Origin of the sequence: Flavobacterium akiainvivens (genome assembly GCF_001278115.1) — a bacterium.
In the GTDB taxonomy this organism is placed as follows: Bacteria; Bacteroidota; Bacteroidia; order Flavobacteriales; family Flavobacteriaceae; genus Flavobacterium; species Flavobacterium akiainvivens.
In genome coordinates this window covers 708,953-734,194 of the sequence record NZ_LIYD01000005.1, presented here as the reverse complement: position 1 = coordinate 734,194, position 25,242 = coordinate 708,953, and the positions used below count along the sequence as shown (strand labels likewise).

26 protein-coding genes are annotated in these 25,242 nt (G+C 40.3%); 13 read left to right on the top strand and 13 right to left on the bottom strand.

All coding sequences use genetic code 11. The features are described 5' to 3' along the window. Positions 1-32: 32 nt before the first annotated feature. From AM279_RS03310 to AM279_RS03290, 5 genes are read left to right on the top strand one after another with little or no spacing between them, the layout of a single operon-like run. A complete protein-coding gene (locus AM279_RS03310) occupies positions 33-1,958 on the top strand; it encodes a vWA domain-containing protein (protein WP_054406238.1) in 1,926 nt (641 codons plus the stop codon). Continuing rightward, on the top strand, positions 1,955-3,211 hold the full coding sequence (locus AM279_RS03305; protein ID WP_054406237.1) for a dihydroorotase: 1,257 nt from the start codon (positions 1,955-1,957) through the stop codon (positions 3,209-3,211). Before AM279_RS03310 ends, AM279_RS03305 begins: the two co-directional genes overlap by 4 nt. Before the next feature lies 1 nt (position 3,212). Beyond that, positions 3,213-3,674 carry a hypothetical protein gene (locus tag AM279_RS03300; protein ID WP_054406236.1) on the top strand — a complete coding sequence of 154 codons (462 nt, stop codon included), beginning with the start codon at positions 3,213-3,215 and terminating at the stop codon, positions 3,672-3,674. Beyond that, entirely contained in the window at positions 3,675-4,013 is a 339-nt protein-coding gene (locus AM279_RS03295; protein ID WP_054406235.1) for a hypothetical protein, read from the top strand. Then, positions 4,013-4,657 (top strand): alpha/beta hydrolase, encoded by a 645-nt coding sequence (locus AM279_RS03290; RefSeq protein WP_054406234.1) that lies wholly within the window; start codon positions 4,013-4,015, stop codon positions 4,655-4,657. Before AM279_RS03295 ends, AM279_RS03290 begins: the two co-directional genes overlap by 1 nt. A gap of 60 nt (positions 4,658-4,717) precedes the next feature. Here the strand turns inward: AM279_RS03290 and AM279_RS03285 are convergent, their stop codons facing one another. From AM279_RS03285 to AM279_RS03275, 3 genes are read right to left on the bottom strand one after another with little or no spacing between them, the layout of a single operon-like run. Continuing rightward, positions 4,718-5,290, bottom strand: a complete 573-nt coding sequence (locus tag AM279_RS03285; protein WP_236688485.1) for a DNA mismatch repair protein MutS — start codon at positions 5,288-5,290, stop codon at positions 4,718-4,720. Then, positions 5,262-5,444, bottom strand: coding sequence for a hypothetical protein (locus AM279_RS03280; RefSeq protein WP_054406232.1), 183 nt, complete (start codon positions 5,442-5,444; stop codon positions 5,262-5,264). The genes AM279_RS03285 and AM279_RS03280 overlap by 29 nt, the downstream gene beginning before the upstream one ends. Positions 5,445-5,471: 27 nt before the next feature. Beyond that, positions 5,472-6,521, bottom strand: coding sequence for a WD40/YVTN/BNR-like repeat-containing protein (locus AM279_RS03275; protein WP_054406231.1), 1,050 nt, complete (start codon positions 6,519-6,521; stop codon positions 5,472-5,474). 100 nt (positions 6,522-6,621) lie between these two features. On the opposite strand from AM279_RS03275, the gene AM279_RS03270 reads away from it, so the two are divergent. Further along, positions 6,622-6,909 carry a DUF3817 domain-containing protein gene (locus tag AM279_RS03270; protein ID WP_054406230.1) on the top strand — a complete coding sequence of 96 codons (288 nt, stop codon included), beginning with the start codon at positions 6,622-6,624 and terminating at the stop codon, positions 6,907-6,909. Beyond that, the gene (locus AM279_RS03265; protein WP_054406229.1) at positions 6,910-8,151 is read left to right on the top strand and encodes a mechanosensitive ion channel family protein; all 1,242 of its coding nucleotides are present in this window, start codon (positions 6,910-6,912) and stop codon (positions 8,149-8,151) included. It abuts the gene before it with no gap. 55 nt (positions 8,152-8,206) lie between these two features. Here the strand turns inward: AM279_RS03265 and AM279_RS03260 are convergent, their stop codons facing one another. After that, complete coding sequence (locus tag AM279_RS03260; protein WP_054406228.1) at positions 8,207-8,599, bottom strand: acyl-CoA thioesterase; 393 nt, start codon at positions 8,597-8,599, stop codon at positions 8,207-8,209. A gap of 435 nt (positions 8,600-9,034) precedes the next feature. On the opposite strand from AM279_RS03260, the gene AM279_RS03250 reads away from it, so the two are divergent. Further along, on the top strand, positions 9,035-9,706 hold the full coding sequence (locus tag AM279_RS03250) for an OmpW/AlkL family protein (protein ID WP_054406226.1): 672 nt from the start codon (positions 9,035-9,037) through the stop codon (positions 9,704-9,706). A gap of 133 nt (positions 9,707-9,839) precedes the next feature. Here AM279_RS03250 and AM279_RS03245 read toward each other — a convergent pair whose 3' ends face one another. Beyond that, complete coding sequence (locus AM279_RS03245; protein ID WP_054406225.1) at positions 9,840-11,462, bottom strand: NADP-dependent glyceraldehyde-3-phosphate dehydrogenase; 1,623 nt, start codon at positions 11,460-11,462, stop codon at positions 9,840-9,842. Positions 11,463-11,648: 186 nt separating this feature from the next. Between AM279_RS03245 and AM279_RS03240 the strand changes: the two genes are divergently transcribed. Then, entirely contained in the window at positions 11,649-12,539 is an 891-nt protein-coding gene (locus AM279_RS03240; protein WP_054406224.1) for a sulfite exporter TauE/SafE family protein, read from the top strand. On the opposite strand, the gene AM279_RS03235 is transcribed toward AM279_RS03240, so the two are convergent. From AM279_RS03235 to AM279_RS03220, 4 genes are read right to left on the bottom strand one after another with little or no spacing between them, the layout of a single operon-like run. Beyond that, complete coding sequence (locus tag AM279_RS03235) at positions 12,534-13,193, bottom strand: response regulator transcription factor (RefSeq protein WP_054406223.1); 660 nt, start codon at positions 13,191-13,193, stop codon at positions 12,534-12,536. The two genes, AM279_RS03240 and AM279_RS03235, sit on opposite strands and share 6 nt — an antisense overlap. Then, positions 13,193-13,972: a sensor histidine kinase gene (locus AM279_RS03230; protein WP_054406222.1), complete on the bottom strand. Its 780-nt coding sequence runs from the start codon at positions 13,970-13,972 to the stop codon at positions 13,193-13,195. The genes AM279_RS03235 and AM279_RS03230 overlap by 1 nt, the downstream gene beginning before the upstream one ends. Next, the gene (locus AM279_RS03225; protein WP_074961534.1) at positions 13,962-14,636 is read right to left on the bottom strand and encodes a hypothetical protein; all 675 of its coding nucleotides are present in this window, start codon (positions 14,634-14,636) and stop codon (positions 13,962-13,964) included. The genes AM279_RS03230 and AM279_RS03225 overlap by 11 nt, the downstream gene beginning before the upstream one ends. Positions 14,637-14,672: 36 nt before the next feature. Then, positions 14,673-15,413, bottom strand: a complete 741-nt coding sequence (locus AM279_RS03220) for a hypothetical protein (protein ID WP_054406220.1) — start codon at positions 15,411-15,413, stop codon at positions 14,673-14,675. Between the two features lie 238 nt (positions 15,414-15,651). Between AM279_RS03220 and AM279_RS03215 the strand changes: the two genes are divergently transcribed. Together AM279_RS03215 and AM279_RS03210 are read left to right on the top strand one after the other, a co-directional pair. Beyond that, the gene (locus AM279_RS03215; RefSeq protein WP_054406219.1) at positions 15,652-16,527 is read left to right on the top strand and encodes a carbon-nitrogen hydrolase; all 876 of its coding nucleotides are present in this window, start codon (positions 15,652-15,654) and stop codon (positions 16,525-16,527) included. A gap of 108 nt (positions 16,528-16,635) precedes the next feature. Beyond that, complete coding sequence (locus AM279_RS03210; protein WP_054406218.1) at positions 16,636-17,706, top strand: agmatine deiminase family protein; 1,071 nt, start codon at positions 16,636-16,638, stop codon at positions 17,704-17,706. 47 nt (positions 17,707-17,753) lie between these two features. Here AM279_RS03210 and trxA read toward each other — a convergent pair whose 3' ends face one another. Then, a complete protein-coding gene (gene trxA / locus AM279_RS03205) occupies positions 17,754-18,056 on the bottom strand; it encodes a thioredoxin (RefSeq protein WP_054406217.1) in 303 nt (100 codons plus the stop codon). A gap of 180 nt (positions 18,057-18,236) precedes the next feature. On the opposite strand from trxA, the gene AM279_RS03200 reads away from it, so the two are divergent. Continuing rightward, positions 18,237-19,829 carry a L,D-transpeptidase family protein gene (locus AM279_RS03200; RefSeq protein WP_054406216.1) on the top strand — a complete coding sequence of 531 codons (1,593 nt, stop codon included), beginning with the start codon at positions 18,237-18,239 and terminating at the stop codon, positions 19,827-19,829. A gap of 152 nt (positions 19,830-19,981) precedes the next feature. On the opposite strand, the gene AM279_RS03195 is transcribed toward AM279_RS03200, so the two are convergent. The 3 genes from AM279_RS03195 to AM279_RS03185 all read right to left on the bottom strand — a co-directional run bounded on the left by AM279_RS03195 (position 19,982) and on the right by AM279_RS03185 (position 22,260). Beyond that, complete coding sequence (locus AM279_RS03195) at positions 19,982-20,503, bottom strand: C40 family peptidase (RefSeq protein WP_054406215.1); 522 nt, start codon at positions 20,501-20,503, stop codon at positions 19,982-19,984. A 155-nt stretch (positions 20,504-20,658) separates the two neighbouring features. After that, a complete protein-coding gene (locus AM279_RS03190; RefSeq protein ID WP_054406214.1) occupies positions 20,659-20,904 on the bottom strand; it encodes a hypothetical protein in 246 nt (81 codons plus the stop codon). Positions 20,905-21,252: 348 nt separating this feature from the next. Next, positions 21,253-22,260, bottom strand: coding sequence for an HNH endonuclease (locus AM279_RS03185; RefSeq protein ID WP_054406213.1), 1,008 nt, complete (start codon positions 22,258-22,260; stop codon positions 21,253-21,255). A gap of 136 nt (positions 22,261-22,396) precedes the next feature. Between AM279_RS03185 and uvrA the strand changes: the two genes are divergently transcribed. Beyond that, positions 22,397-25,225: an excinuclease ABC subunit UvrA gene (gene uvrA, locus AM279_RS03180; RefSeq protein ID WP_054406212.1), complete on the top strand. Its 2,829-nt coding sequence runs from the start codon at positions 22,397-22,399 to the stop codon at positions 25,223-25,225. The last annotated feature ends 17 nt before the right edge of the window (positions 25,226-25,242 follow it).

The following is a 25,242-nucleotide window of genomic DNA, read 5'->3' as shown; positions in this document are numbered from 1 at the left end:
AAAATTAGTATTTTTGACAAACTTTAAAGCGAATGCAGTTTAAACACCCGGAAATTCTATACTTTCTTTTCCTGCTGGTAATTCCCGTTCTGGTACACCTTTTCCAGTTACGCCGCTTTAAAAAAGAATACTTTACCAACGTGCGCTTCCTTAAAGAGCTGAGCATGCAAACCCGCAAAAGCTCGGTAATAAAAAAATGGCTGTTGCTGTTTACGCGCCTGTTGCTGCTTGCCTGCCTTATTATAGCATTTGCCCAGCCGTTTTTTAAAGCGCCTGACGATGATAATAAGGGTAACGAAATGGTTATCCTGCTCGACAACTCATTTTCTATGCAGGCAAAAGGCAGCCGTGGCGAACTGCTAAAACGCGCCGTACAGGACCTGCTCGAAAACACACCCGAAAGCCAGCGCTTTTCGCTCATAACTAACTCAGGTGCGTTTTGGTATACCGATATCAAATCCATACAAAAGGAACTGCAAAACCTGCCGTATAGCGATATTCCTTATAAACCCGACTTTCTGCTGAACAAAGCGCTTGCCAAAAGTCCCAATATCGGCAAAGACGTGGTACTGATTACCGATGCTGTTAACCTGGACAGTAAGGATGTTTCTAAGTTTGGCAACAGGCCTGTGTATGCCATTAAACCGGAAGCCCAGAACATACGCAACATTGCCATAGACAGTGTGTGCATATCGCAAACCATGGACAACTTTTACGAGGTTAAGGTAGAAATGAGCGCGTATGGCACGTATGAAGATGCCATACCCGTAGCGCTGTACAACGGCAAAAGCCTTACGGCAAAATCGCTTGTTACCTTTGATACTGCCAAGAAAAGCAGTGTGTTTACCATACCTAAAAAGGATTTTCACGGTTATGTTGAAGTAATAGACGGCAGCCTGGATTATGATAACACCTATTTCTTCAGCCTTTCAAAGCCACAGAAAAGTACTGTTACAGCCATAGGCGATGCTGATAAGAACAAGTTTTTAAGCCGTATTTTTACCGAAGACGAGTTTAACTACACTGCTACTCCCCTTGCTACGCTTGATTACAACAGCCTTCAAAAACAGGATGCTATAATACTCAACGAGTTAAAGGACATTCCACAGGCGCTTATTACTACACTGAAGGACTTTTATGCCAAAGGTGGTAACATATGTATCATTCCCGCGGCTGAAGGCAGCCTGCAAAGCCTTAATGCATTGTTAAGCGCTCTTGGGCCGGTAAGTTTTAAGCCTGTTACCGACGGCGAAAAGCAAATAACTAAAATTGCCAACAACCACCCTTTATTTAGTACCGTGTTTGAAAAGAGAGTTGACAACTTTCAATATCCAAAAGTGAAATCAAGCTACTCTATTACCGGAAATGTACTACCCATATTAAGTTATGCCGACCAACAAGTGTTCTTGGCTTCGTTTAACAACAAGCTGGGCAATGTATATGTGTTTTCGGCCCCGATAAACAGTAAAAACACAAACTTCCAGAACTCGCCACTTGTGCTGGTATCGTTCTATAATATGGCGCAAAACAGCGGCAAAACGGGAATCAGCGCCATAACCATAGGCAAAAATGAGAGCCTTGTTCTTGACGTACAGCTGGGCAAAGACGAGGTCCTGGCCGTTAAGAACGATGGTGCCGACTTCATACCAATGCAGCAATTACTGAACAACAAAGTAAAGCTGTCTTTTGGCGATTATCCTGAAAAGGCGGGTAATTACGGCATTTTTAAAAGCAACGAAAAGCTGAAAGACGTTAGCTTTAACCACGCCCGAACCGAAAGCAACCTGAACCTGCAAAACACCGCCGTTCTGGACGATTTTACATCGGTCGACTCGGTTGCAACGGTATTTAACGATATAAAATCTGAACGTACTGCCAGCGAACTGTGGAAATGGTTTGTAATAGGCACCCTTATATTTTTAGTACTTGAACTCTTCATCCAAAAATTTGTAAAATGAACCTGATATTTAAAAACGCTACCATTATAGACAAGAACAGCCCGTTTAACAATAAAACGGTTGACATAAAAGTGGAGAGTGGCATTATAACAAAAATTGGAAATAACATACCTGCCGAAAACAGCTTTGAAACCGTTGAACTCGATAACCTGCACATTTCTAAAGGCTGGTTTGACAGTTCGGTAAGCCTGGGCGAACCCGGCTATGAAGACCGCGAAACCATTGCCAACGGCCTTAACGTGGCAGCCCGTAGCGGCTTTACCGATATTGCCCTGCAACCTACCGGAAACCCCGTAGCCGATAGCCAGAGTGATATTGCTTTTGTACTGCGCCGCAGCGAAGGTGCCGCTACTACACTGCACCCTATTGGCGCGCTTACCAAAGGCAGCGAAGGCAAGGATATTGCCGAAATGTATGACATGAAAAATGCTGGGGCTGTAGCCTTTGGCGACTACAATAAATCGCTTCAGGATGCTAACCTGCTCAAAATAGCGTTACAGTATGTACAGGACTTTAACGGTCTTGTTATTGCCTATGCCCAGGACGATAAAATTAAGGGCAAGGGCGTTGTGCACGAGGGTATTGTTAGCACCCGCCTGGGCCTTAAAGGAATCCCTGCCCTGGCAGAAGAACTGCAAATTGCCCGCAACCTGTACCTTTTAGAGTATACCGGAGGCAAAATGCACATCCCTACCATAAGTACGGCGCGTTCTGTTGAGCTGATACGAGAGGCTAAGGCCAAAGGTCTTGAAGTTACCTGTAGTGTTACCGTACACCACCTGCTTCATACCGATGAGGTATTAGGCAACTTTGACAGCCGCTATAAAGTAGCGCCGCCGTTGAGAACAGAGGCCGATCGTAAAGTGTTGCTTGATGGCGTATTAGATGGGACTATTGATATCATTACTTCAGATCATAACCCGCTTGATGTAGAGCTTAAAAAACTGGAGTTTGACCTTGCTAAAGACGGTACAGTCGGCTTTGAGAGCGCTTTCGGGGCGCTTAACACACTGCTGCCACTTGAGATTATTGTAGAGAAATTCAATGCCGGTAAAATTATCTTTGGCTTAGGTAACCATGATATTTCCGAGGGTTCTAAAGCTTCGTTTACGCTGTTTAACCCTGAAGGTGAGTGGTTTTTTACACAAAAAGATATACTTTCAAAATCGAAGAACTCGGCATTTCTTAACCAAAAGCTTAAAGGCAGGGCATACGGTATTTACAACAACGGTAAGTTAATCCTAAATTCATAATATGAAAAAGGTATTGATATATGGAGGTGTTATAGCTCTTGTATTGTCATGCAATGACATGAAACAGAAAACAAAAGACACCCTTAATAAAGGTGGTGAGGCTGTTGGTGAAATTGCTACTGAAGTAGGCGAAGGCATTAGTGAAGGTATTGACCGCACACTGGAAAGTAAAGTTGTACTTAGTAATGAGCTTATAGAAAAAGGCCTTAAAGTAGGTAAATTCCAGATTGAAAGCGATTCTGTGAACAACCCTAAAGCAAATAATAACAAACTTACCATTTATATTGCTACCGAAAAAGCTTTTGTGGGCGTAGTAACAGTCAAGGTATCTGATAAAAAGGGAACAGAATTTGGACGCAAACAACTACAAATAAGCAGTATGGCGGATGATGCTGCCTACTATGATGTGGTGTTTGACCCACGCACTAATATTGAAACAAGAAGTACCATAGAAATACAATAAATGGATATTAAAACTATTGAAGAAGGCAAAAGCACCGCTATAACAAGTTACATATTAGTAGTGGGTGTACTAATTGCCATGAGTATGAATTCTGAAAAAAGAAATGCTTTTGCATCTTATCATATAAGGCAGGCTTTAGGGCTGTCAATACTTTTTGTAGCTATAGGCTACACTCTTAGCGGCTTTTCTGCTGATGCACCTGAAATTTTATTGCCTTTTTGGCTATGTATGACCGTACTGTGGGGCTATGGGCTTTATACAGCTATATCAGGACAAATGAGGCCTATGCCTATTATTGGCACACTTTGCCAGAAAGTATTTAAAACAATTGGAGCATAATGGATTTATCACTTTATCACCTGGTTAGGGAACCAAAAGTTAAAAAAGATAAAAACCCGCTGCTGCTGCTTATTCACGGGTATGGTAGTAACGAAGAAGACCTGTTTGGTTTTGCCGCGCAGTTGCCCGATGAGTATTTTATCATCTCGGTACGTGCACCTTATAACCTGCCCGGCTATTGCTTTGCATGGTATGCCATAAATTTTGACGCCGATATGAACAAGTTTACCGATGACGTACAGGCACAACAGTCTCGCGACCTCATTGCCAAATTTATAGATGAGGCCATTGACGCTTATCCTATTGACAAAGAAAATGTAACACTCATAGGCTTCAGCCAGGGCGCTATTTTAAGCTATGGGGTATCGTTAACTTATCCTGAAAAAATAAGCCGTGTGGCAGCCCTCAGCGGCTATATGCACCCGGCAATTATTGGCGAAAACCTACACACCGAGAGCGTAAAGCACATAAAATACTTTATTTCGCACGGTGTTGTAGACCAAGTAATCCCGGTAGAATGGACGCGTAAAGCCCCGGAGTTCCTTAAAACATTAGGACTGGATACAGAATATCACGAATATCCTGTAGGCCATGGTGTTGCACCACAAAATTTTTATGATTTACTTAATTTTTTGAATAAGTAGTTTTGACTACGAATTGCACGAATTAAAATTAGAGAAATTTGTGCAATTCGTAGCAGAAAATTATCGATTCGGGTTTTGCTTAATATACACTTCGGTAGCGCCGCCGCCATACTTTTGGTAATCGCCGTCGCTCACTATAACACCGTCGTAACGGCCAAAAAGAAAGTCCAGTTCGGCTTTAAGTACGCCTTCCCCCACCCCGTGGATAAAAACCACACGCGGCAGCCTGTTGCGTATGGCAAAATCAAGCTGGCTTTTGGCGGTTTCAGTCTGTAGCGTAAGGATATCGTAATTGCTCATGCCCCGCTTATTCTTTACCAGTTTTTCTATATGGAGGTCAACTTCCAGCACAAATCCGTCCTTCTTAGGCTTCTTTTCCTTGACAAAGCTGCGTTTGGCAGGCTCCTGTTTTTCCTTTAATATGGAAGATACACTACGCCCACTAAACAGTGCCTGCATATCGCCTGTTTGGGTTTTAACCAGTTCACTTTCGCTAAATTCCAGCTCAAAGCCATCGGTAGTAACTACAACAACCCTGTCTTTTTTATATCCTTTAACCTTGCCGGTAAAAGAATCATCAAGTACTGTTACCGTATCTCCTGCTTTAAACTTCGCCATTACTGTCTCTTTCATTTTTAGAAGGCACTTTGCTCATAAGGCGCATCAGCCCCACTACAAATACTATTAGCGCCCCTACCATTATATATACATTAGGCTTTGGAATTGATTGCTCATAAAGCGCCACAAATGCCGCTGCAAACATTATTATGATATAAATGGTTTTCATAGTTTACTTTTAGGAGTGCAAATGTAACTATTTCAGTTTTATTAGCACAATACGGTTTTGCCCGGCAGCAATAAGCGTTTTGGCATCTGCAAACTGTAGTGTATGAAGGTTGGTATCATTAAGGATTTTTTTCCAGGTAACACCACGGTCATAACTATAAAAAATACCGTTGCCACCTGTAGTAACCAGCTCATAACCATCGCTGCCCGGCACAAACTGCACGCAGCTTATATAGCCAGGTCCACTACCATCAGCAACCAGTTTCCAGGTCTTACCACCATCTGTAGTTAATGCCTTATTTTTAGCATTGCTATCTGGTTCTGTATAATCTCCACCAGCCATAAACCCAACTTCGGTATCATAAAAGTCTATGCTATATGGGCCGGTTGCCTCACTACCCTGTACAATAGGAGAAATAAATTCCTGCCAGTTTTTTGCATCTTTATCTTTGAATAGTACACGCGACTTTTTACCACCGGTAGCTATCCATGTTTTGCCATCTTTAATTACAATATTAGTATTACTTGCGGCAAAGGCTGCCTCTCCATCAGATAGCTTAGGAGAAATAGTTTTACTTTCTTTATACCATTTTTCACCTCCATTATCCGTTTTTAGTAAGTCAGGATAACCATTTTGTGGATCGCCAAAGGCAATTCCGTTTTTCCCGTCTATCTTCAGACAATCATAAAAGACAGTTTTGGCAGTATCGATATACACAAGGCGGGTGCTCTTACCGTCTTTAGATATTTTAAACAACAACGCCGGAGATGCTGCACTCAGTATAAAAACATCGGTAGCTGTTTGGGCAATAGCCCTGAATTCAGGGAATATGGTATCCTGAGATGCCACACCATTAAAATCTTTACCCCCACTTAACGATACCCAGCCATATTTACCTTTACTACCTGCATACCACACTTTATTACCATCAATAGCTAATGCACGTATACTGATACTGTCTGTTAACAAGGTATCTACTGTAACAGATGCAAACGAAGGCTTAAACTTATGTTTTTCTTCCTTTTTGCAGGATGAAATTAGTATTGAGAACAAAATCAATGGCAGGTATTTCTTCATATCAGGTTGTTTATTGCTAAGATAAGAATAAGATATTTCCTGTAATTTAACTTTATGGAAAAAACTTTAGTAACTACCTTTGCAACAAATTTTACAACTTATGACACGCTTTTTTAAAATAATTGCAACCCTTGAAGGTATCTCTTTATTAGTATTATTTTTTGTTGCCATGCCATTGAAGTATATTGGTGGAGATGAAACTATCATGAAACCGGCAGGCTACACACATGGCTTTCTTTTTATAGCATATATTATAGCCGCTTTTATCTTGAAAGAAAAAGAAAACTGGGATACTAAAAAATTCCTGATTATTTGTCTGGCATCTCTAATACCCTTTGGTACATTCTATATTGAATACAAATATTTCCGAAACACACAAAACAGCTAAATGGATATATTTCACTGGGCATACGACCTGTTCAGGGAACTGGATTTTAAAAAGACAACCGCATTGTATGCCAACCTTGCGGTTAATCTTTTAGTCATTATTATTGCCACATTTGTAATAGATTTTATTGCGCGAAAAATAGTACTTTGGGCTACAGCAGTGGCAGCACGCCGCAGCAAAACCCAATTTGACGATTTTTTAGTACAAAATAAAACGCCTCAATATATTGCCCACCTAATACCACTTTATGTGGTATATCAAACAGTTCCGGTTATACTAACCGATTTTTCAAGATGGGAGTACCTTTTCCACAAAGGGATAACAGCTTTTATAATATTGCTTACATTGTGGATAATACGTAGCGTGTTTAACTCGCTGCGTGACTACTTAAAATTATTACCTGATTATAACGATAAGCCCATTGACAGCTACATTCAGGTAGTAATGATAATGCTGTGGATTTTTGCCATAACAGCTATAATCCTTGCCTTATTTGACACCTCATTTACAGCACTTATCAGTACGTTTGGTGCTATTTCGGCTATAATAATCCTAATTTTTAAAGATACCATACTGGGCTTTGTTGCCAGTATACAGGTAACGGTTAACGACATTGTGCGCATAGGTGACTGGATAACCATTGAAAAATATGGCGCTGATGGTGATGTGATTGAAATTAACCTGGCTACCGTTAAGGTGCGCAATTTTGACATGACCACTACTACTATACCTACTTATAGCCTGATATCTGACTCTTTTAAAAACTGGCGCGGTATGCAGGAAAGTGGAGGACGCCGTGTAAAAAGGCATATACTGATTAAGGCAAATAGTGTGCGCTTCATTACAGATGACGAAATAGATGATCTAAAGAAGATACAACTTATAGCTAACTATCTTGATCAGCGCCGCAGTGATATTAATACATTTAACGAAAAAAACAGTATTGATAAATCGCTACCGCTTAATGGAAGAAATATGACCAACCTGGGCATTTTCAGGAAATACATAAACAGCTATATTGAGCATTATCCCGGTGTAAATAAAGATATGACCATTATGTGCCGTCATCTGCAGCCAACCGATAAAGGTATACCTATTGAAATATACCTGTTTACAAGCGATAAGCGCTGGCTAAACTACGAGTATATAATGGCCGATATTTTTGACCACATTATAGCATCAGTAAAATATTTTGATCTCGAAATATTTGAACTGCCATCAGCAAACAGTTTTGTTGAATAAAGTTCAGTTGTTCAGCGTTTTTTAGAAATATAAATAACGCTGAACAATAAACCCTTTATGGTTTTGCTATCCTGTCTTTTACATATTCAATCTGCGTTTTGCCGTGTGCAGACGGACGGCCAAAACTATCCAGGTTTACCATAGTAATATTATCTACAGTAATAATTTTTTCCTGCGTCATTTTATTGCGCACTTCACTTCTCAAAACTATAGATGTACGGCCAAATTTAACCACATCTATACCTATCTCTATTATATCGCCTTGACGTGCTGATGCCATAAAGTTAATTTCGCTCATGTGCTTGGTAACTATACGCTGGTTTTCAAGCTGAATTATTGAGTACAGGGCTGCCTCCTCATCTATCCATGAAAGCAGTTTACCGCCAAACAAGGTACCATTGGGGTTAAGGTCTTCGGGTTTTACCCATTTGCGGGTATGGAATCTCATATGATGTTAATTTACAATGTCAATGTTATGTGAACCTGAGTGTTTTTACCCTACAAATTTACAACCTAAAAACCATACGGGCATTTCTTATCGAAACGTTATTTAGCATTTTTTTGCATGGCTCTATCCGTAACTTCAATAATTAAAATTAGCGTTATGAGCAAACTAAAGAAAAAAGCCCGAAAAAGCAGCAGTAAGAAAAACAAGTTGGGTGTAAAAAACTCCTTAGTTAACAATATAAACGCCAGGCGGCGCAAAGGCAAATCCCGTGCAAAAAGTAAACACACGGTTAGTAAAGAATCTTATAAAAAGATGCAAAACGGATGGGGCAAATAGAAATAAATACACCCATTTTTTATCCTAACCATGATTTAAGTCAGTATCCGGGCGGTTTGTGATACATACTTTTGGTATGTAATTCAAAACACAAATATTATGAAAAAATTACTTTTTGCCGCCATGGCGCTTGCCCTTACCGGAATAACTTTTGCCCAGGATACTGAAACAACTGATTTTAAAAGATGGCAGGTGCGCCTGCGAGGTGTAGCAGTACTGCCTGATGAAAGTGCCAACATAGGGATTATAGGCGGAGATACTGAAATCTCAAACACTGTTATTCCGGAACTGGACTTTACCTATTTCTTCACCAAAAATATTGCTGCAGAACTTATACTTGGCACGAGCAAGCACGATGTAAATACTAAAGGTTCTGACATTTCTGCTGTTGGAGGTTCTAAAAATGCTAATGTAGACCTCGGCAGTGTGTGGCTGCTGCCTCCTACCCTAACAGTACAATATCATTTCTTTCCTGAAACAAACTTTAAGCCTTATGTAGGTGCGGGTGTAAACTACACTATTTTTTATAGCGTAGACCAAGGAAGTACCGTAAAAGATGTAAAATATGACAATGCCTTTGGTTATGCCTTTCAGTTGGGCTTTGATTACATAATTACCGATAAATTCTTTATAAATGCCGATATCAAGAAAATATTCCTGAATACAGATGTTACTGTAGATGCCTCTAACCTCGCTACAGGACTTTCTATACCGGCTGATGTAGATATAAACCCACTGCTCATTGGCATAGGCATAGGGATGAAATTTTAGGGAATTGTTATTTTGATTGACCCGGGCCGCAGCAATGCGGCCTTTTCATTTGAAGATTAATTAACCTCTGCATACCCATATAAAACACAAAGAGCGGCTTAAAAAAGCCGCTCTTATATTTCTTTCTAAAATATTAAAATATATAATCTGTACTCAGGAAGTTACTGTCATGATCACGCACAATAGTATTAAACAAATCTTTAGTAGTATCGTTTACCTTAGCTGCTACCAACGAACGTATTGAAAACGACCTTAGTGCATCGGCTACTGAAAGCGTACCTTCGGCACTGTCTTTTCTTCCTGTAAAAGGAAAAACGTCTGGGCCGCGTTGCGCCTGTGTATTAATATTTACACGGCTTACCAGGTTTACAAACGGGTCTATAAGACTGGCAACCTCTTTAGCATCGTTACTAAAAATACTTACCTGCATACCATGGTTAGCTTCAATCTGGTACTTAAGCGGCTCGTCTATTGTGTCAAACGGCACCACAGGAATTACCGGCCCAAACTGCTCTTCTTCATACAGCCGCATGGTATCATTTACCGGATATACCACCGCCGGGAATACAAAAGAGCCTTCCGTATAGCCACCATACTCATTTACCACTTTAGCGCCTTTCGCCTCTGCATCTTCAATAATACCTTTTAGGTATTCAGGCTTATCAGCTTCAGGCAGCGGGGTTATCTTAACATCTTTATCCCAAGGCAGGCCGGGCTTAAGGGCAGATACCTTTTCGCTCAGTTTTTTCACAAACTCATCCGCCACACCCCTTTGTACAAATATCAGCTTAAGTGCCGTACAACGTTGCCCGTTAAATGAAAGCGAACCTAATATACTCTCATTAACGGCCACATCAAGGTCAGCATTATTAGTTACTATAGCGGCGTTCTTGGCATCAAGACTTAATATCGCGCGCAGGCGGTTAACCTTAGGATGCTGTTTTTTAAGGCCATTGGCCACTTTACTTGAACCAATAAATGCCAGTACATTTACCTTACCACTTTCCATTATTGGAGTTATAATTTCAGAACCCTTACCATATAGTGTACTTACTGTTCCTTTTGGGAACGATTCTTTAAACGCCTTTAGCAACGGATAGTGTGCCAGCACACCATGCTTCGGCATTTTAAAAAGTATAGTATTACCCATAATAAGGGCAGGTATAAGTGTGGTAAAAATTTCGTTTAGCGGATAGTTAAACGGCCCCATACTAAGCACCACACCAAGAGGTGCACGCCTTATTTGTGCAATAGTGCCTTCAGCCACCTGAAACCTTGAAGATTCGCGGTCAATATCTTTGTAAGCATCGATAGTAAAATTGATGTACTCAACCGTACGGTCAAACTCTTTAGTCGCATCAGCCAGTGATTTTCCTATTTCCCACATAAGCAATTTTATAACCAGGTCGCGCTCATTAATCATTAAGCCTACAAATTTTTGCATACACTTAATGCGGTCTTCTACTTTCATGGTTGGCCATTCTCCAAGACCATTATTATAAGCATCTACAGCAGCCTGTAGTGCCTCCATAGATTCTGTAGGTGTAGTGTGGGGTATTGTACCTACAAGCTTACGCTTGAGCCCATCTTGGCCGGGTATGCTAACCGGCGACCATACCTCCTGTACAGCTCCATTCCATGGCACAAGCTCTCCATTTAAAAGGTATTCGCGTTGGTGTATTTCGGGTATATTATATTCTTCGGGAATCTGTGTAGTAAAAATATTTAGTTTGTCTGGTTTTGTGTTGTTTTCCATAAGTTATGTATGTTGATTTTTGTACATTAAAAGTAGCGAACAAAACTGTAATACATAAGCTACATTCAATAAATTTTTGTTATATATCAATAAATGCTTCTTGTCATGCGGCTATTTAATTGTGTTTATTATATTTGCAAAACCTACTACTCTATAGAAATTATATAGTAGTATAATTTTAAGCCCATGACCCGAATAATATTAACACTTGAGCGCGCCACAAATAATATTACCTTTAAGCAGATAGCCATAACCATGCTGCTGCTTAAACTGGTAATTATAGGCTATTTTGGTTACCTGCTAACGCTGGAAGCTCTTAACGGCACGCTTGAGTTTAACAGCAACTTTTTCTTTTTTATGGCAGTAGGCTTTTTAGCACAGCTAATAGATGGCGCACTGGGCATGGCTTATGGTGTAAGTTGCACCACCCTGCTTATGAATTATGGCATACCTGCCGGGCTTGCATCGGCCAGCGTGCATACCAGCGAGATTTTTACGACCGGAATAAGCGGGTTGGCACACATTAAATTTAAGAATATAGACAAACCCCTTTTCTTTAAAATAGTAATTACGGGCACATTGGGTGCTGTACTGGGTGCTTACCTTATAAGCGGTTATTTTGACGGAAATGTGGTAAAACCCTACATATCGGCCTATTTGATATTATTAGGGAGCTACATTATTTATAAAGGCATAGAAAATAAAAAAAGAGAAGATAGAAATGTAAAACGTGCCCCACTACTGGCACTTGTAGGCGGATTTCTTGATACTATTGGCGGCGGTGGATGGGGCCCTATTGTAACCAGCAACCTTATAGGCCAGGGCAAAGACCCGCGCCATGCCATAGGCACCGTTAATACAGCCGAATTTTTTGTGACCTATTTCGCCACAGCTGTTTTTGTATTTATTTTAGGGATAAGCCATTGGCAAATAATATTAGGGCTTATAACGGGTGGCGCGCTTGCTGCTCCTTTGGGGGCTTTTATAGCATCGCGCATAAATAAAAGAGTATTGTTTTTTATGGTAGGCACGCTTATTATACTAACATCGGCTTATTCGCTTTATAAAATGCTATAAAAAGGGTTCTGTAAGGCGGTGTTTATAACTAAAAAGCACCAGTCCTACCTTACTTTTTATATCATATTTTTCAAACAAGGCCGTGCGATAAGATTCAATAGATTTTAGGCTGACAGACATAAGGTCGGCCATTTGGTCATAAGTTAGTTCCCTTTCATCACATACCAGTCTTAAAAAATCACGTTCACGGGCAGTTAATATAACAACCTCTGTTTTAAGCGAAACAGGATCAGGGTCGTACTTGCGCAGGCGCTTTAAAATTTCAACGACATTGTTATATCCGGTTGTGGCTATGTTTTCTATGGCATACTTAAGGTCGAACGCAGAACAGTTTTTATTTAAAAACCCCCTGGCACCATAATGGTAAGCAGCGTTTATAATAGACTCGTCTAAATGCTGGGTTAACAGCAGCGCTTTATAATCGGCACCCATTTCGTCAAGTGCTTTAATAACCTCTACCCCATTAAGGCCGGGCATTGAATAATCTATAATCCACAGGCTTGGGCTGTTTTGTACCGGCAGGGCTGCCAGCAGATCGTTTCCACTACTAAATTCGTGGGTAACATTATAAGTACCAATTTTTGTGAGCAGTACCTTAAGCCCCTGTCTCACAATTTCATGGTCATCAACTAAGCCTATTGTAATGTTATCCATTAATTATCTGTATTATCAAACAGTTTTACGGTAGTGCTTTGCCCCGGCGAAGTAGTAAAGTCTACATCAAAGTTAATAAGTTCTGCCCGGTTTTTAATATTTTTAAGGCCAAGCCCCTCTTTTTGCATAGCGGTGTTAAGGTCAAAACCATTGCCATTATCAAATACTATAAGCTCAAACTGTGGGCCGGTGGTAATTTGTATGTCTACCACGGTAGCGCCGGAATGTTTAAAAATGTTATTGACCAGCTCCTGAAAAATACGGTAAATTACTATTTTCTCGTTTGTAGCAAACACCTTTGGTTCATCGCCCGAAATAGAAAACATAATGGTAATCCGGCTGTTTTTCTTTAGGCGCATTACCTCTGCTTCTATAGCTTTAACCAAATCCTGTTTCATAAGCAGCTGATTGTTTAGCGAGTGGCTAATACTGCGTATGGAGTTGCTAAGCAGGCGCACTGAGTTGCTTATAGGCTCAAGGTCTTCGGTAAGTTGCGGTGAATCGAGCTTAAGGTTTTCTACCATAAAATTAATGTAGGTAAGTTGCTGGCCGGCATCATCGTGTAAATCTACCGATATATTGTTGAGCACCTGCTCCTGTGTTTCTATGATTGTGGTATTAAGGGTACGCTCAAAATTAAGATCTTTTTCATAAATGAGCTTTGTGTAAGCCTTAATCTTTTTTATATAGGTCCTTATAACCAACACAGTAAAAAAAATTAACGCTGTAGCAAACAGCACCCCTATTATAATACCAATAGCTATAGTATTATTGTGCATACTGTAATTTGTTTACACGGTAAATATAAACGTTTATAAGCCCATAATAAAAAATGTTGCCAAAAGTATTTACCAATTTGTATAACGGTATATTTCCTACTACAGTAATATCAAACAGTTCAGAATCATTAAAACCCGTAATGGCACTTGTAGTTATAAATAATAAAAGCGGTGTGCAAAGCAACAGGTTTTCGTTAGATGAAATAAACTCAAAATTTTCATTTTTAAGCTGGTACATATTTTCACGCAAAAACAGGGCGAGATAAATAAGGGCACCTACTACAAAAGTGTAGATTAAAAAATGGTCTGGACTTTCAATATAAAACATATCAACTACAGCAAAAATCACATAAGGCACAGCTATGAATGTAAATAAATTGGTTTTATTAATATTTACCAATAATATCCTGAACCACAATAGACTATGTACTGTTATAGATATATTATAAATTGGACCATAATTTTTATCGTGTGCAACTGCTATACGGGTAAAAATTTCTGTAAGTAAAAATAAAACAAGTACCCCGATAAGTAAAAAGTTGGTAGCGTTTTTCCTGAATTTAACTAATAAATACACCAAGGTAATCAGTAGAATTCCCTGTACTATATTAATATTTGATAAAAAACTTTGTAACATAATTTGAGCCTGCAAAAACAGGCTCAAATTACAAAAATTTTGTTAAATGCCACACGCTCCGTATTAATTTAATGGAGGGTTTGTAGAAAGGTCATAGTAGCCCACAAAGCTACCCTCTGTAACCTTTATAAAAGTCTTAAGCGAACTACCTATAGTAGCCTGTGCAAAATGAAACGTTGGATTGCTAAGGCTGTTTTGTGTAACAATTCCGTTAATAAGTGGTGTAGAATAAACGCCATCGGCACACTCATAAGGCCTTTTAGTTACTGTTATGGCTGTGCCCGTAAGGTTAACCTTAAACAAATCATCATACTGGTCATTAGTATCTATACCTGCATCTCCCAGGGCATCTTTTAATCCCATATAGGTAATAGCCTTAAATCCAGTGGGCGCCACAGCAGTAACAGCAGCATATGCTGTACTGTCGGCACTTGTAATTTGGTGCCTTGATACAGTAATAGGATAAAGCTCGCTAAACTTTATATAAGTATCATTTTGCCCTAACCATGTTGCAATTGCAGTCATATTACCTACAGACTCAAGGTCAACATAATAAGTATTTCCGTTTTCGTTGTCAATATAGGTTTTATTGGCTTTATACCAGCTAGTGTTAACCTTAGACCTGTCTACAGGTATGTTTAATACAACAGCCGGGGCAATACCACGTTTAGCATTTGGCGCGGGGGCCGTTACTTTTGTGGCGCTGTCAGTTGCAGTACTGTCTGCACCGCCTTCTGCCTGCCCTTTTTTGGCACAACCTGCAAGAAGGGCAAACACAAAACTTAAAATAAAAATTCTCTTCATAATTATCAAAGATTAAAAAATACAAATTGGTTTCAAGGGGCAAAATTATAGTTTTAACCTATACTATTTAATAGGGGAAACCCTATTTTTTTAAGAGTAGTTTAACATGGTGTTATTCTTTTTATTGTGTAAACTATATTATTAAAAGTGTTTTATATTTAAGAAAAGGCTAACGTCAGTCATACCTGTAAAATCAAACTTTTTGACTAAATTTGCGGCTTAATTTTAAAGATTAGCCATGGGTAAAGTAAAAGTAGGCCTTGTACAAATGAGCTGTGTAAAAGATAAGCAGCCAAACCTTGACAAAGCCATCCGCGAAATACGCAATGCCGCCGCAAAAGGCGCGCAGATTGTGTGCCTTCAGGAACTGTTTACATCGCTATACTTTTGCGATGTGGAAGATTATGAAAACTTTAAACTGGCCGAAGCCATTCCCGGCCCAAGCACCGAAGCCCTAAGCCCCATTGCCAAAGAGCTTAATGTGGTTATTGTAGCTTCGTTATTTGAAAAGCGTGCCGAAGGCCTGTACCACAACACCACGGCGGTTATTGATGCCGATGGTACCTACCTGGGCAAATACCGCAAAATGCACATTCCGGATGACCCGGCTTTTTATGAGAAATTTTATTTTACACCCGGCGACCTGGGCTATAAAACCTTCCAGACAAAATATGCCAAGATAGGCATACTTATCTGCTGGGATCAGTGGTATCCTGAGGCGAGCCGCATTACCGCCCTTATGGGAGCCGAAATCATGTTTTACCCTACCGCTATTGGCTGGGCTACCGACCAGGATGAGGAGACCAATAAAGAGCAGTATGATGCCTGGCAAATTATACAGCGCAGCCATGCCGTGGCAAACGGCGTACACGTGGTTAGCGTAAACCGTGTGGGCTTTGAGCAGGATGGCGCCATGAAATTTTGGGGCGGCAGCTTTGTATCAAACCCTCAGGGCAAGCTTATGTATCTTGCCAGCCACGACCAGGAAGAAACTACAGTGGTTGAACTCGATACCCAAAAAACCGACCATTACCGCACGCACTGGCCATTCCTTCGCGACAGAAGGATAGACAGCTACCAGCCAATTACCAAAAGGTATCTGGATGGGGAATAGCCTTCGGCGTTTGTAGTTTATTGTCTATAGTTTGTTGTTACCCTGCTTGTTATTCCAAGCGAAGCGTAGAAGAGGAACAACAAAGCAATCTTGATTACTAAGTAACATATGTCATTTCCAGATATAAAAACCCCAAAGCAACTGGGCTTCCATTTCCCTGCTGAATTTGCCCCACAGCGTGCGCTGTGGCTGTCATGGCCGCATAAAGAGGCATCATGGCCGGGCAAGCTGTACACTATTTACAAACCATATTGCGAGTTCATTCTCCAGGTTAGTCGCCACCAGAAGGTGTGCATTAACGTGGCCGATGAAGCCATGAAAACCTTCGCCTTGCGTGAAATTGAGGCATATGCGCCCACGGTTAAGGGTGCTAAAGTAGATAACGTTACGTTCTACTTTCACCCTACTAACGATGCATGGTGCCGCGACCACGGGCCGGCATTTTTACTTAACAACCAAACCGGCGAAAAAGCTATTGTTGACTGGGGCTACAACGCCTGGGGCGACAAATATCCTCCGTATGACCTTGACGATGTTATCCCAACCCGCATAGGCGAGGCGCTTGGACTTAAAGTCTTTAACCCAGGTATTATAATGGAAGGTGGCAGCGTAGAGTTTAACGGAAAAGGTACTTTACTTACAACCACAGCATGTTTGTTAAATGAAAACCGCAACCCACACCTTAGCCAAAAACAGATTGAAGAATACCTTACGGAATATTATGGTGTAGAACACATTCTTTGGCTGGGCGATGGTATTGTAGGCGATGATACAGATGGGCATATTGATGATATCACCCGTTTTGTAAACGAAGACACTGTGGTTACCGTGGTGGAAGAAAATAAAAACGATGAGAACTACAACCTGTTACAGGAAAACCTGAAGCTGCTGCACAAAATGCGCCTTCAGGATGGCAAACAATTAAATGTAATTGAATTGCCGATGCCTAAGGCAGTAATTTGGGAAGAACAGCGCCTGCCGGCTTCATATGCTAATTTTTATATTGCAAATGAAAGTGTTATTGTGCCTACCTTCCGCGATGATGTTAACGATAAAAAAGCACTTGATATACTACAGGATTGCTTTAAAACCCGCGAGGTTATAGGCATAGACAGTACCGACCTTATTTGGGGGCTGGGCAGTTTCCATTGCCTGAGCCAGCAGGAACCTTCTTTGTAAGTAAGCAGTATTTAGTGATCAGTTTACAGTAACTTCACTCAAACTGATCACTGAATACTCTTAATAGTTTTTACAAGTTCTTCCCTTGGCACTACCCCGCTTTGGCGCCACAACATTTTTCCGTTTTTAAATAACATAAGTGTAGGCACGCCTTTTACCTGAAACTGCGGCTGGCTCATAAGCGCACGGTTTTTATCTACATCTACCTTAATTATTTTTATACCGTCTCCCAATTCATCTTTAACTTCTTTAAGTATGGGCGACATCATTTGGCATGGGCCGCACCACGTAGCAAAAAAATCTACCAAAACCGGCGTTGGGCTGTTTATAATAGTGTTGAAACTTTCCATGATCATCAGTAATTTTATATAAAGGTACTAAACCCTAACGTCGTGCTTTATTGCATTAGCAGAATTTTATGAGAAACGGTTAGCTCCTGCTAATTGTAAGTTAATTCTACGTATACATAATAGCAAATATTCATAAATGGTGTTTTTATTGCTATCTTTAAAACTGTAAAATAAACACCTATGAAAAAGCTACCTCTTATATTTGCCCTATTTATGGGCATTGTACTTACTACCACTTCATGTAAGAAAAAAGATGACAATAAGCAAGAAGAAGCCACAGCAAATACCGAAGTACACGACCATGACCAGGTTATACCAATTGACAAGGGCCAATTTGCAGCATTCTTTACCAAGTACCCTGATCTTAAGGCTTATGAAGACCAAATAAACGAGCTTTACGAAAAACACGACCATTATATATGGCATGAAAAGCGTGGCTTTATTGAATTTGCAGAAGTACTGTACAACCGTGTTAACCAGATAGGTGCAGACGGGCTACCAACCAAAGTTCCCTATAAGGCTAAGCTTGATGAACTGTTTACTGATTCCGGCCGTGGAGATAAGGCTAATGTAGATTCAGAGCTACTTATAAGTGCCATGTACTTTTATTATACCGATAAGGTTATTGGTGGTCTTGATGCCGAAAAAAGCAAGCAAACGGGCTGGTTCCTGCCTCGTGAAAAGATGGACTATGTGGCTTATCTTGACACTCTTATGCGCAACCCTAAAAAAATTAATGCTGATAAAGATGAAATGTTCAGCCAGTATTACAACCTTAAAAAAGGATTGCAAAAATATCAGGACATTAAGAAAAAAGGCGGCTGGGCTACAATAACCTGGCCTGATGGCACCAAGGCTATTAACCCGGGCGATTCATCGGCTACGGTACAGCAAATAAGGGCGAGGCTTGCCGCCGAAGGTTTTATTAAATCAGATAACAAAAGTGGTGTATATGATGATGAGCTTAAAAATGGCGTTGCTGAGTATGAAAAACGCCATTTCCGCGAGTTTAACGGCAAAATAACAGAGCTGATAGTTAAAGAATTAAACATATCTGTTGATGACCGCATTAAGGCCATAACTGTAAATATGGAACGTTGTCGCTGGGTTACCCCCGCTATAGATAAACAGCAGGAATACATAGCCGTAAATATACCTTCCTATCGTCTGCGGTATGTAAAAGATGGTAAAATATTTATGACCAGTAACGTTGTGGTAGGCAAAGAATTAAACAAGACTGTTATTTTTAGCGGCGAAATGAGCTATCTTGTGTTTGCCCCCTACTGGAACATCCCTAAAAGTATACTGGAAAAGGAAATAAAGCCCGGTATTGCAAAAAACAGCAATTACCTGGCTAACCATAATATGGAGTATTATAACAATGGCAAGAGCGTACGCCAAAAACCGGGCGGGCAAAACTCACTGGGACTGGTTAAGTTTATGTTCCCTAATACTAACAATATTTACCTGCACGATACCCCTGCGAAAAGCCTCTTTAATAAAGACGACCGCGCCTTTAGCCACGGCTGTGTGCGTGTACAAAAAGCCCGAGACCTGGCTATTGCTATAACCAAAGACCAGGCCGGCTGGAGTGAAAGCAAGGTTGATGCAGCTATGAAAGGCAGTAAGGAAACCTATTTTAACCTGAAACGTAAAATACCTGTATACCTAACCTATTTTACCGCATGGGCAGATGAAAACGGCAATGTAGCCTTTTTTGACGATGTATATAAAAGGGATGAAAGCTTGGCACACCTGCTATATAATGAATAGTTGTTACAGGTTGAAAAGGTTATAAGTTGGGAGTTGTTTTACAGTTGTAAACAGTAATAAATAAATAGAGGTCAGACACAAATGTCTGGCCTCTATTATTTTAGGATGTCAACTTTTAAAGCAACTCCGAACCTATCAACCCTCAACAGAAACTATAGTGTAAACGGATTAACACATTTATAAAACCTGCGGGTATACATATCGCTGCCCAGCTCGCTAATGGTTACAGCCATTTCACTGCCCGATGAAGCATGTATAAATTTAGACTGCATGCCATTTGCCTCACATACAATACCCACATGGCCTATATGGTTTTTATCACGGTAGCCATAAAACACCAGTACATCACCCACTTTAAAGTCGGCTGGCTTGAGTGGTTTTCCCAGGCTTTTAAAGCCCGATGAGCTGCGTGGCAGGTCTATATTAAAATGCTTATACACATAATTTACAAAACCTGAACAGTCAAACCCCTTTTTAGGGTCAGCCGATGCATAGCAATATTTAATCCCCATATATTTCTTGGCAAATGCTACTACAGAGTCGCGCAAGGCAACCGCAGTATCGGCTTTAACTGCAAGTGGTTGCGCAGGCACAGGCTGTGGTTTAATTTCATCTTTGCAAGACAGTAATGCAATTCCAAAAACAAGTAACAGGGTGTGTTGCAGTATCTTCATGCCCGCTAAGTTACAAAAGCCATGCCTTTTAGTGTTAAAGTAGTTATATTTCAGGATTTAACCACATCTATTATAAAAAGAAAGGGTTTGGTAACATAAAGTTCCAAACCCTTTTATAATATTTAAAATACCTACAATCTGTAGTTAAACTACAGTTATGCCACAATTCTTGGATAAAATACAGTACACATCATGCCTTCGCTGGCTTTGTTAGGGTGTGCACAGTTATTAGTCTGGAATTTTGCACATTTAAGGCAGTCAGACTCGCGGCTAAGTACAGCACGGAATTCATAAGATTCACATCCTTGTGTTTCGGCAGTTACAATTTCGTGTACATTACACAATTGGCCTTTTACGTGGTGGTCGCAGTTACCGCAGCAGCTTGCTAATTTAATATCCATAACATTTATTTTTAGTGTTGAACTTCCGTTATTAATTATTTACAAGACAAAATTACGGACAATAAATGTTAGAAGAATTCTAAATAATTGATTTTGAGTAATTTGAAAATAGATTGTTTATAAATAAGGTTTTTATATATCTAATTTACAAGCAGTTACCAACACAGCTTAACATTCCTTTAGAATATAGGAAAAGCCTGTGGTTTTAACAGTTTATGAGGAATGGAACACGGATGACGCGGATTGAGCGGATTAACGCGGATTTTTCTTGAGTATGAGTAGCATTCCTCTGCCCCGCAGGGCGGGGTGGTTTTTTAGCTGTCGCAAAGTTTTAGAAAGGGATAATATTTAGTACTCCAAATTCAATTCATAATTAATTCCATTAAGATCAAAATTTATTTTGTCATAAGTATGCTCATTGATTATCAAATCGCCTAAATCAAATTCTTTATGATGATTAGGACATAGTAAAATAATGTTATTTGGAGTCTCAAGTCCTTTTTTGTGTTTCGCTTTTATATGAGCTGCTTCAATGTATTTCATGCCATCTTTTTTTAAAATTGATGTAGAGCATATCTGACATTTATAATCTCTTAGTATTTTAATTAAAGCTAATGTTCTATTATTTCTTTTATAAAATTTATTTTTAACAATAACTAATAATGAATCATCCATTTTTATATCTCTAATATAATCTAACAATTTTTCTTTTGATAAATTCTTATAGATAACGGTCAGTTCATTTTGCTCTTTTTCATCTTGTGTATAGAACGGTTTTAAGATTTTTTTTCCTGTATATATTTCATATACATTCTGTAATTTTTTATATTCTTCAATATAACCACCTGACTTTAATATTTCATCAAGTTCATACCTCAATACTTTTTCTGCGAAACTATGATCCTTATATGTAAAACCAATTTGGCCAACTATCCTCTCACTGGGATGACTTTTAAAATGATTGGCATCTATAGGTATGGGAAATAACAAGGATAAATCCTTGTCTCCATCAATATTACTTCCGTGAGCAACTTTATGCAAATGCTCTTCTTTGATAACTCCACCCTCATATATGTTACCACCACCATAAACCCCTACAATCTGCCCTTTTTTGAGTTCAGTATTTCTTGTATAAAAAATTATTAATCCCCCATTAATAAACTTTTTGGGAGGATGTGTCCATTGGGCATATCCCCAAATTTGGGAATCATCAGGATCTTTGTTGAAATCAAAATTTGTTGACTCCCCACCTACATTATTTCTCGCATAACTGTGTCCAGCTTTGGGATTAATGTAGGTGTTATTTTTCCATCCGAAAGGATTCCAAGTTAAATTAACTAAAATTACATTGTGCATCTGTTATTTAATTTATTTGTTAAAAATAAATATTTTATGAATAACTTTAAATTTCAGTTTAACACTCCCTTACCACAACCGTAACCCTAAAATCTCCCCAAAATTCAGTACCTTTGCGTTTTGCACAAAACTCAATATGCTGAATACCGACGAAACGATTGAAGTGCTTGGCGCACGCGCCCACAACCTTAAAAATATAGACGTTACCATACCCCGCGAAAAGCTTGTGGTTATAACCGGGCTTTCAGGTTCGGGTAAGTCCAGTTTAGCGTTTGACACCATTTATGCCGAGGGCCAGCGCCGCTATATAGAAACCTTCTCGGCTTATGCGCGTCAGTTCCTTGGCGGGCTCGAAAGACCAGATGTAGACAAGATAGACGGCCTCTCTCCCGTTATTGCGATCGAACAGAAAACCACCAGTAAGAGCCCCCGCTCTACTGTAGGTACTATTACCGAAATTTACGATTTCCTACGCCTGCTGTACGCCCGTGGTGCCGATGCCTACAGTTACGTAACCGGCGAAAAAATGGTAAGTTATAGTGACGAGCAGATAAAAGACCTGATAAAAGAAAAATTTAATGGTAAGCGCATCAACATACTCGCTCCCATAATCCGTTCAAGAAAAGGGCACTATCGCGAACTGTTTGAGCAAATCAGCAAGCAGGGCTTTTTAAAAGTACGCGTAGACGGCGAAATAAAAGACATTGAAAGCGGCATGAAGCTAGACCGCTACAAGGTGCACGACATTGAGACCGTTGTAGACCGTATGGCTGTAGATATGAGCGAAGATACCGATAAACGTTTGGCCGATAGCATACGCACCGCCATGTACCATGGCGAAGATGTAATGATGGTTATTGAGCAGGAAAGCCAGGAGGTGCGCTACTACAGCCGTAACCTTATGTGCCCCAGCAGTGGCATATCTTACCCTAACCCTGAGCCAAATAACTTTTCGTTTAACTCGCCCAAGGGTGCTTGCCCGCATTGCAACGGCCTGGGCACAGTGAATGAAATTAATGTCAGGAAAATCATCCCCAACCCTAAACTGAGTATAAAACAGGGCGGTTTTGTTCCACTTGGAGAATATAAAAACTCATGGATTTTTAAGCAGCTGGAGGCTATTGGCGAAAAGTTTGAATTTAAAATTACTGACCCGATTGAAAAGATTCCGGCTGAGGCTATGGAGATGATTCTCAACGGCGGTAAAGACAAGTTCACCATAAACAGTAAAACGCTTGGCGTTAACCGCGAATACAAGATTGATTTTGAGGGTATTTCCAACTTCATAAAAAACCAATACAGCGAAGAAGCTTCGGCATCATTAAAACGCTGGGCCAAAGATTTTATGGATGAGATTCCGTGCCCTGAGTGCAACGGTACACGTCTTAAAAAAGAATCGCTTTACTTTAAGGTAAACGGCCTTAACATTGCCGAACTTTCGGCTATGGATATTTCTGACCTGGCCGGTTGGTTTGAAAACCTGCACGAAAATTTATCCGACAAGCAAAAAGTTATAGCTGCCGAAATTGTAAAAGAAATCAAAGCACGCCTTAGCTTTCTGGTTGATGTGGGCTTAAATTACCTGTCGCTAAACCGTAGCTCAGGTACACTGAGTGGCGGCGAGGCACAGCGCATCAGGCTGGCCACGCAAATAGGTTCGCAGCTTGTGGGCGTACTATATATTCTTGATGAACCCTCTATAGGCCTGCATCAACGCGATAACGAAAAACTGATACATTCCCTTGAGGCCCTGCGCGATATAGGTAACTCAGTAATAGTGGTAGAACACGACAAAGACATGATAGAGCGCGCCGATTATGTAATAGACATAGGTCCGGCAGCCGGTCGTTTCGGCGGACAAATAGTAAGCAAGGGTACGCCGGAAGAGCTTCTGAAAGAACACACGTTAACTGCAGCGTATCTTAACGGCGAAAAAGAAATTGCTGTACCCAAACAACGCCGCGAGGGCAATGGCAAGACCCTTAAATTAACCGGCGCTACCGGCAACAACCTTAAGAATGTTTCGGTAGAGTTTCCTTTAGGAAAAATGATATGTGTAACCGGCGTTTCGGGTAGTGGCAAAAGTACGCTTATTAATGGTACGCTCTACCCTATTTTAAATGCGCATTTCTTTAACGGGGTCAAGAAACCGGCACCGTACAAAAAAATTGATGGCCTTGAGCACATCGACAAGGTTATAGATATCGACCAAAGCCCAATAGGCCGCACGCCTCGCTCTAATCCGGCCACGTATACCGAGGTATTTAGCGAAATACGTAGTCTGTTTACCCAAACACCTGAAGCCATGATTCGCGGTTACAAACCGGGACGCTTTAGCTTTAATGTAAGCGGTGGCCGTTGTGAAACCTGCGAGGGTAGTGGTATGCGTGTAATTGAAATGGCATTCCTGCCTGACGTATATGTAGAGTGCGAAACCTGCCAGGGCAAGCGCTTTAACCGCGAAACGCTGGAAATTCGCTACAAAGGCAAGTCAATAAGCGATGTACTTGATATGACTGTTGATGAGGCCGTTCCGTTTTTTGAGAACATCCCAAAAATATACCGCAAGATAAAAACCATACAGGATGTAGGTCTTGGTTACATCACATTAGGCCAACAGAGCACTACCCTTAGCGGTGGTGAGGCACAGCGTATTAAACTTGCAAGCGAACTTTCTAAAAAAGATACAGGTAATACTTTCTATATACTGGATGAACCTACTACAGGTCTGCATTTTGAAGACATCCGTGTACTTATGGAGGTAATTAACAAGCTGGTAGATAAAGGTAATACTGTACTTATTATAGAACATAACCTTGATGTGGTAAAGCTTGCCGACTACATTATAGATATAGGATATGAGGGCGGTAAAGGCGGCGGGCAGGTGGTAGCAAAAGGCACGCCGGAACAGGTAGCTAAAGACAAAAAGAGCTATACTGCCAAATTCCTTAAAAAAGAACTTTAAAAAAAGCCTATATTAGC

Excerpts from the sequence above, each read along its gene's own strand:
- AM279_RS03270 (WP_054406230.1), top strand. The coding sequence starts at position 6,622 with ATGACACGCTTTTTTAAAATAATTGCAACCCTTGAAGGTATCTCTTTA.
- AM279_RS03310 (WP_054406238.1), top strand. The coding sequence starts at position 33 with ATGCAGTTTAAACACCCGGAAATTCTATACTTTCTTTTCCTGCTGGTA.
- AM279_RS03220 (WP_054406220.1), bottom strand. The coding sequence starts at position 15,413 with ATGAAGAGAATTTTTATTTTAAGTTTTGTGTTTGCCCTTCTTGCAGGT.
- AM279_RS03300 (WP_054406236.1), top strand. The coding sequence starts at position 3,213 with ATGAAAAAGGTATTGATATATGGAGGTGTTATAGCTCTTGTATTGTCA.
- AM279_RS03235 (WP_054406223.1), bottom strand. The coding sequence starts at position 13,193 with ATGGATAACATTACAATAGGCTTAGTTGATGACCATGAAATTGTGAGA.
- AM279_RS03250 (WP_054406226.1), top strand. The coding sequence starts at position 9,035 with ATGAAAAAATTACTTTTTGCCGCCATGGCGCTTGCCCTTACCGGAATA.
- AM279_RS03280 (WP_054406232.1), bottom strand. The coding sequence starts at position 5,444 with ATGAAAACCATTTATATCATAATAATGTTTGCAGCGGCATTTGTGGCG.
- AM279_RS03260 (WP_054406228.1), bottom strand. The coding sequence starts at position 8,599 with ATGAGATTCCATACCCGCAAATGGGTAAAACCCGAAGACCTTAACCCC.
- AM279_RS03265 (WP_054406229.1), top strand. The coding sequence starts at position 6,910 with ATGGATATATTTCACTGGGCATACGACCTGTTCAGGGAACTGGATTTT.
- AM279_RS03305 (WP_054406237.1), top strand. The coding sequence starts at position 1,955 with ATGAACCTGATATTTAAAAACGCTACCATTATAGACAAGAACAGCCCG.
- AM279_RS03275 (WP_054406231.1), bottom strand. The coding sequence starts at position 6,521 with ATGAAGAAATACCTGCCATTGATTTTGTTCTCAATACTAATTTCATCC.
- AM279_RS03215 (WP_054406219.1), top strand. The coding sequence starts at position 15,652 with ATGGGTAAAGTAAAAGTAGGCCTTGTACAAATGAGCTGTGTAAAAGAT.
- AM279_RS03285 (WP_236688485.1), bottom strand. The coding sequence starts at position 5,290 with ATGAAAGAGACAGTAATGGCGAAGTTTAAAGCAGGAGATACGGTAACA.
- AM279_RS03230 (WP_054406222.1), bottom strand. The coding sequence starts at position 13,972 with ATGCACAATAATACTATAGCTATTGGTATTATAATAGGGGTGCTGTTT.
- AM279_RS03185 (WP_054406213.1), bottom strand. The coding sequence starts at position 22,260 with ATGCACAATGTAATTTTAGTTAATTTAACTTGGAATCCTTTCGGATGG.
- AM279_RS03240 (WP_054406224.1), top strand. The coding sequence starts at position 11,649 with ATGACCCGAATAATATTAACACTTGAGCGCGCCACAAATAATATTACC.
- AM279_RS03290 (WP_054406234.1), top strand. The coding sequence starts at position 4,013 with ATGGATTTATCACTTTATCACCTGGTTAGGGAACCAAAAGTTAAAAAA.
- AM279_RS03200 (WP_054406216.1), top strand. The coding sequence starts at position 18,237 with ATGAAAAAGCTACCTCTTATATTTGCCCTATTTATGGGCATTGTACTT.
- AM279_RS03210 (WP_054406218.1), top strand. The coding sequence starts at position 16,636 with ATGTCATTTCCAGATATAAAAACCCCAAAGCAACTGGGCTTCCATTTC.
- uvrA (WP_054406212.1), top strand. The coding sequence starts at position 22,397 with ATGCTGAATACCGACGAAACGATTGAAGTGCTTGGCGCACGCGCCCAC.
- AM279_RS03295 (WP_054406235.1), top strand. The coding sequence starts at position 3,675 with ATGGATATTAAAACTATTGAAGAAGGCAAAAGCACCGCTATAACAAGT.
- AM279_RS03245 (WP_054406225.1), bottom strand. The coding sequence starts at position 11,462 with ATGGAAAACAACACAAAACCAGACAAACTAAATATTTTTACTACACAG.
- trxA (WP_054406217.1), bottom strand. The coding sequence starts at position 18,056 with ATGGAAAGTTTCAACACTATTATAAACAGCCCAACGCCGGTTTTGGTA.
- AM279_RS03190 (WP_054406214.1), bottom strand. The coding sequence starts at position 20,904 with ATGGATATTAAATTAGCAAGCTGCTGCGGTAACTGCGACCACCACGTA.
- AM279_RS03195 (WP_054406215.1), bottom strand. The coding sequence starts at position 20,503 with ATGAAGATACTGCAACACACCCTGTTACTTGTTTTTGGAATTGCATTA.